Below are 5745 nucleotides of genomic sequence, written 5' to 3' on the forward strand. Positions count from 1 at the left end.
GCGCTCTCTCTCTCGTGCGGGGGGGGGGGGGGGCGCCCCCCCCCCCACCACCCCGGCACGGTCAGGCCGAAGTCACCGCGGCCGCCATCCCCTGCCCGCCGCCGATGCACATGGTCAGCAGCGCCCTGCCACCGCCGCGCCGCCGCAGCTCGTGCAGTGCTGTCGTCAGCATGCGAATCCCGGTGGCGCCGATGGGGTGGCCGAGCGAGATACCGGAACCGTTGACATTCAATCTGTCCCGGTCGTCCCAGCCCCACTCGTGCAGCACACCCAGCACCTGACACGCGAACGCTTCGTTCAATTCCACCAGGTCGAAGTCGGCGAAGTCGTAGCCGGTGCGCGCGAACAGCTTGTCCACCGCGGCGACCGGCCCGAGCCCCATGAGCGCCGGGTCGCATCCGGCGGCCGTCCAGCCCTCCAGGAAACCCATGGGTTCCAGTCCCAGCTCGTCCAGGCGGTCCTCGGCGACGACGAGCACCGCCGCCGCGGCATCGTTCTGCTGGCTCGCGTTTCCGGCGGTGACGACTCCGCCGGCACGTACCACGCGCAGCTTCCCGAGCGCCTCGGCCGTGGTGTCCGGCCGAATTCCCTCGTCCCGGGCGAATACCGATACGTTCCCTCTGCGGTCGACGACTTCGACCGGCACCACTTCGGCGTCGAACCGTCCCGCCGCCCAGGCGGCAGCGGCACGGCGATGGCTCTCCGCGGCGAGGATGTCGGACTGCTCACGGGTGATCCCGCATTTCGCCGCGACGTTCTCCGCCGTCTCGACCATGCCGCTGATCGGACCGAACCGCCATTCGGGCTGTGACCTCTCGCGCCCTCGGTCGAGCCGATCGAACAGCGGCAACCCACCCGATCGCACCCCCCATCGGGCCCCGGTCGTGTAGTGCTCGATGGTGCTCATCGATTCCACGCCACCGGCCACCACGACCTGCGCGGCACCGGTCTGCACCATCATCGCCGCGGTGACCAGCGCCTGTAACCCGGTCCCGCACCGGCGATCGGTCTGTAGTCCGGCCACCGACAGGGGCAGGCCCGCGTCGAGCGCTGCCCAGCGGCCGATGCACGGAGCTTCCGAATTCGCGTACGACTGCCCCATCGACACCTCGTCGATACGCTCCGGGTCGATACCGGACCGCGCGACGGTTTCCCTCACCACCGTCGTCGCCAGCGTCACGGCCGGTACTTCCCGCAGTGCTCCGCCGAACCGGCCGACCGCTGTCCGGACGGGGGCCACCAGTGCCGCACGTGTCATGAGAGCTCGCTTTCCGGGTCGATCAGCACGCGGACGGTCTCGGCGACGAGCGCCGGACGCGGCGCGCCCTCGATCTCGATGGTGTAGAGGGTGATCAGGTTCGCGCCCCTGGCGGTACGCTCCAGCGCTTCGAGCCGGGTCGAACCAGCCGCTGTAGCCGAGATGGGTGCCGACCGCGGCCGCCACCTCGTCGACGCCCTGGAAGATCTTCACGAGGCCGGCCCTCCGACCGGTAGCCGGACGCTCACAGCCCGCCCCGGGCCACGAGTTGGGCGGCGATCACATTGCGCTGGATCTCGTTCGTACCCTCCCCGACGATCATCAGCGGGGCGTCCCGGAAGTAACGCTCGACATCGTATTCGGTGGAGTATCCGTAGCCGCCGTGGATGCGGACCGCGTTCAAGGCCACCTCCATCGCCACCTCGGAGGCGAACAGCTTGGCCATACCGGCCTCCATATCGCAGCGCTCGCCGCGGTCGTACATCTCGGCGGCGTGGCGGGTGAGCTGGCGGGCCGCGGTCAGCTTCGTCGCCATATCCGCCAGGTAGTTGCCCACCGACTGGTGCTTCCAGATGGGTTCGCCGAAACTCTCCCGCTGCTGCGCGTAGGCCAGTGAATCCTCCAGTGCGGCCGCGGCGACCCCCAGTGCCCGGGAAGCCACCTGGATGCGGCCGGTTTCCAGGCCTTTCATCATCTGCGGGAATCCTTTACCGGGTGCCCCGCCCAGGACCGCCGACGCGGACGTGCGGTAACCGTCGAAGGACAGTTCGCAGCTCTCCACACCTTTGTAGCCGAGCTTCGGCAGGTCGCGGGATACGGTGAGGCCGGGACCGTGCTCGACGAGCACGATCGACATACCCCGGTGCCGCGGCGTCGCCGCCGGGTCGGTTTTGCACAGCAACGCGATCACGCCCGCGCGGCGCGCGTTGGTGATCCATGTCTTGGCGCCGTTGATCACGAGCTCGTCGCCGTCGCGGCGGGCCGTGGTGGTCATGGCCTGCAGATCGGAACCGCCGCCCGGCTCGGTCAGCGCCATGGTCGCACGGATCTCCCCGGTCGCCATGGGTGGCAGATAACGCTGCTTCTGTTCCTCGGTACCGAACAGGCCGATCAGTTTGGCCACCACGGTGTGCCCGCCCATCGCCCCGGACAACGACATCCAGCCGCGGGCCAGTTCCTCGGTCACCTGGACGTAGCAGGGCATGGAGACCGGCGTGCCCCCGTATTCCTCCGGGACCGCCAGACCGTAGATGCCGATCCGCTTCATCTGCTCGATCCAGTTCTCCGGGTACCGGTCGGCGTGCTCGACCTCCTGCACCGCTGGTTTCACCTCCCGATCGATGAACTCACGCACCGTCCGCACCAGGAGCGCTTCTTCGTCGTTCAGGTAATAGCTCACGCGCGATGTCCTCACCGTGTCGCGGGCCCGCCCGAGCCCGTGGATGTCTACCGCCATACTCGGCCGGCAGAAAATAAATGTCAATCATGATAAGCATTTACAGGGTCTCGGTTAGATTGGCAACTGCCACCCGGACCGGCACCGCAGACCCGAGGACGAATACTCCGCAGTACCGCACGATCGAGAAGGAACCGCCCATGAGACATCTGCGCCGCCGAGCCGCCCTGGTCGCCCCGGGATCCGACGAGCACAAGGCGCGCAAGGCCCTGGCCGGCACCGCGGACGAAGTGATCCTCGACCTCGAGGACGCCGTGGTCGCCGCGCAGAAGGACACCGCCCGCGCACTGGTATCGGACCTGGTCCGCGCACACGGCCGGGCGCGGCCGGTATCCCTCCGCGTCAACGGACCCGGTACCGAATGGTTCGCCGCGGACCTGCGGGCCTGCGCGGCACTGGGCGAGGCCCTCACCTCGGTCGTGATCCCCAAGGTCGAGAGCCCGGCCACGCTGACCGACGCGGACGCCCTGCTCACCGGCGCCGGCGCGCCGGTCCTGCCGGTACAGGCACTGATCGAGACACCGGCCGGGGTGGCCGCGATCGACGAGATCGCCGCCGGCCCGCGCCTCACCGCCGTGATCATCGGTTACGCCGATCTGGGCGCGGTGCTCGGCCGGTCCCGCACCGCGCCCCCGGACCGTTGGCTCTTCGTGCAGGACCGGGTCCTGCACGCCGCACGCGCCGCCGGTGTACAGGCCGTCGACGGGCCCCACCTCGGCATCGCCGACGACGCGGAGTTCCGCCAGGCCGCCCGCTGGGCCGCCGATCTCGGCTTCGATGGGAAATGGGTCGTCCACCCCGCCCAGATCGCCACCGCGCAGGACAGCTTCACCCCCACCCCGGCGCAGGCCGAGCACGCGCGGCGCGTATTGAGCACCCTGGCGGCGGCCGCCGCCCGGGGCGCGGGCGCCGCCCGGCTCGACGGACGCATGCTGGACGAAGCGGTCGCGGTGGCCGCCCGGCGCACCCTCGCCATGAGCGGAGCCCAGGATGAGCACTGACCTCCTACGTTCCGTCGGCGGCCCCTATTTCGACGAACTCGCGCACGGCGCGATCTTCGACACCGCCCCGGCGATCACGCTCACCGACGGACTCGCCGCCGTACACCAGAGCATCCTCGGCGACCGGTTGCGGCTCCCGCTGGACAGCCACCTCGCCACGGCCGTGGCGGGTGGGCCGGTGGCCCACCCCGGCCTGGTCGCCGATCTCGCGATCGGCCAGTCCACCCTCGCCACCCACCATGTGAAAGCGAATCTGTTCTATCGAGGACTGCGGTTCCACCGGTTTCCCCGGCTCGGCGACACCCTCTACACCACCACCGAAGTCGTGGGCCTGAAAGAGAACGCGCGCAAACCCGGGCGCCGGCCCACCGGGCTGGCCGCGCTGCGGATCCGCACGACCGATCAGCACGGCGCCACCGTGCTCGATTTCCATCGCTGCGCGATGCTCCCGTTGCGCGAACTCGACGCCCGGCCGTCCGGATCCGGGTCACCGCAGCGCCCGGTCCATGTCGACGAGCTCTCCGCGATCGGCACCGAGGAGCCGGTCGCACGGCTCGTCCCGGCCGGGCTGGACCTGGCCGCCTATCGCCGGGAGGTACCCGGGCCGCATTTCGATCCCTCGCTCGTCGGCACCACGTTCACGTCCAGCGGTGATGTCGTCAGCGGCGCACCCGAACTGGCCCGGCTGACCCTCAATGTCGCCGCCACCCATCACGACGCACGCGTCGGCGCCGCCGGGCGCCTCGTCTACGGCGGCCACACCATCGGCCTGGCCCTGGCCCAGGCGACCCGCGCGCTGCCGAACCTGGTGACCGTGCTGCGCTGGCACTCCTGCGACCACACCGGGCCCGTGCAGGAAGGTGACACCCTCACCAGCTGCCTGCACGTCGAGTCGGCCGCACCGCTGGAGACGGGCGGCGGCCTCGTCGAGCTGCGGTCGTGCGTCTACGCCCACCGCGGCGCCGAAGCCCCGGCCTCCGTCCTGGACTGGCGCTTCACCGCCCTGTTCGCCTGATCACTACTCCCCGAGAGGTATCACCATGACCACGACCGGACGTCTGGCCGGCAAGATCGCACTCGTCACCGGCGCGGGTTCGGGCCTGGGCCGCGCCTCGGCCCTCCGCTTCGCCGCCGAGGGCGCCGCGGTCGCCGTCGCCGATCTCGACCCGGCCGCGGCCGGCACCGTCACCGCGGAGATCACCGCGGCCGGTGGCCGCGCGTTACCGGTGACCGCCGATGTCACCTCCGACGCCGACTCGCGGCGCATGATCGCCGCTACGCTCGCCGAATTCGGTTGTCTCGACATCGTGTTCGCCAATGCCGGGATCAACGGCGCCGGCGACGCCGCCGACACCACCGAGGAGGAATGGGACCGGGTGGTCGCGATCAATCTCAAGGGCGTATGGCTGACCTCGAAATACGCACTCCCCCATATGATCGAGCGACGCACCGGGTCGATCATCAACCAGGCCAGTATGGGCGGCCTGATCGGTCTACCCGGGATCTTTCCCTATGCCGCCGCCAAGGGGGGTGTGATCGCGATGACCAAACAGATGGCCGTCACGTACGGGCCGGACAATGTGCGCGTGAACGCGATCTGCCCCGGCACCATCCCGACTCCCCTCGTGTACCGGTCCCGGGTCGAACGCGGTGCCGCCGAGCCGGACGCCGATCAGGCCGCGCTCGACGCCGACGCGGCGGCCCGCTTCCCGCTGCGCCGGCTGGGCACACCGGAGGATCTGGCCTCGATCGCGGTATTCCTGGCCAGTGACGAGGCCAACTGGGTGACCGGCGGTATCTACACCGTCGACGGCGGCCGCAGCGCCTTCTGACTCCGGAGACAGCGGTAGGCCCCTGGGACACAGGATTCGTCTCCCAGGGGCCTTGTCATGGGGCCGGTCGCCGCGCTACGGCGTCCGGACCGGCGTCGATCGCCGAATCGATCTCCGCCACAACGTACTTCCCACGCACCCGGTCACCATCGACCGGCGCGCGCTCGCCCGGTCCCGGCCCGCGGGCCGGGACCGGGG

Annotated in this window: 5 protein-coding genes; 3 read left to right on the forward strand and 2 right to left on the reverse strand. The window is 70.3% G+C overall.

Going from position 1 to position 5745, the window contains the following annotated elements; all coding sequences use genetic code 11:
• Positions 1-61: 61 nt before the first annotated feature.
• Together ABZV91_RS31970 and ABZV91_RS31975 are read right to left on the reverse strand one after the other, a co-directional pair.
• Entirely contained in the window at positions 62-1258 is a 1197-nt protein-coding gene (locus ABZV91_RS31970; protein WP_355249448.1) for an acetyl-CoA C-acetyltransferase, read from the reverse strand.
• 244 nt (positions 1259-1502) lie between these two features.
• Positions 1503-2657 (reverse strand): acyl-CoA dehydrogenase family protein, encoded by a 1155-nt coding sequence (locus tag ABZV91_RS31975; RefSeq protein ID WP_355249449.1) that lies wholly within the window; start codon positions 2655-2657, stop codon positions 1503-1505.
• Positions 2658-2854: 197 nt separating this feature from the next.
• Between ABZV91_RS31975 and ABZV91_RS31980 the strand changes: the two genes are divergently transcribed.
• Genes ABZV91_RS31980 through ABZV91_RS31990 form a run of 3 tightly spaced genes read left to right on the forward strand, consistent with a single transcriptional unit; the run spans position 2855 to position 5547 of the window.
• Positions 2855-3715: a CoA ester lyase gene (locus ABZV91_RS31980; protein WP_355249450.1), complete on the forward strand. Its 861-nt coding sequence runs from the start codon at positions 2855-2857 to the stop codon at positions 3713-3715.
• Positions 3705-4730 carry a MaoC family dehydratase gene (locus ABZV91_RS31985; RefSeq protein WP_355249451.1) on the forward strand — a complete coding sequence of 342 codons (1026 nt, stop codon included), beginning with the start codon at positions 3705-3707 and terminating at the stop codon, positions 4728-4730. The genes ABZV91_RS31980 and ABZV91_RS31985 overlap by 11 nt, the downstream gene beginning before the upstream one ends.
• Before the next feature lie 25 nt (positions 4731-4755).
• Entirely contained in the window at positions 4756-5547 is a 792-nt protein-coding gene (locus tag ABZV91_RS31990; RefSeq protein ID WP_355249452.1) for an SDR family NAD(P)-dependent oxidoreductase, read from the forward strand.
• Positions 5548-5745 lie beyond the last annotated feature (198 nt).

It is taken from the genome of Nocardia sp. NPDC004568 (assembly GCF_040609955.1).
GTDB lineage: Bacteria > Actinomycetota > Actinomycetes > Mycobacteriales > Mycobacteriaceae > Nocardia.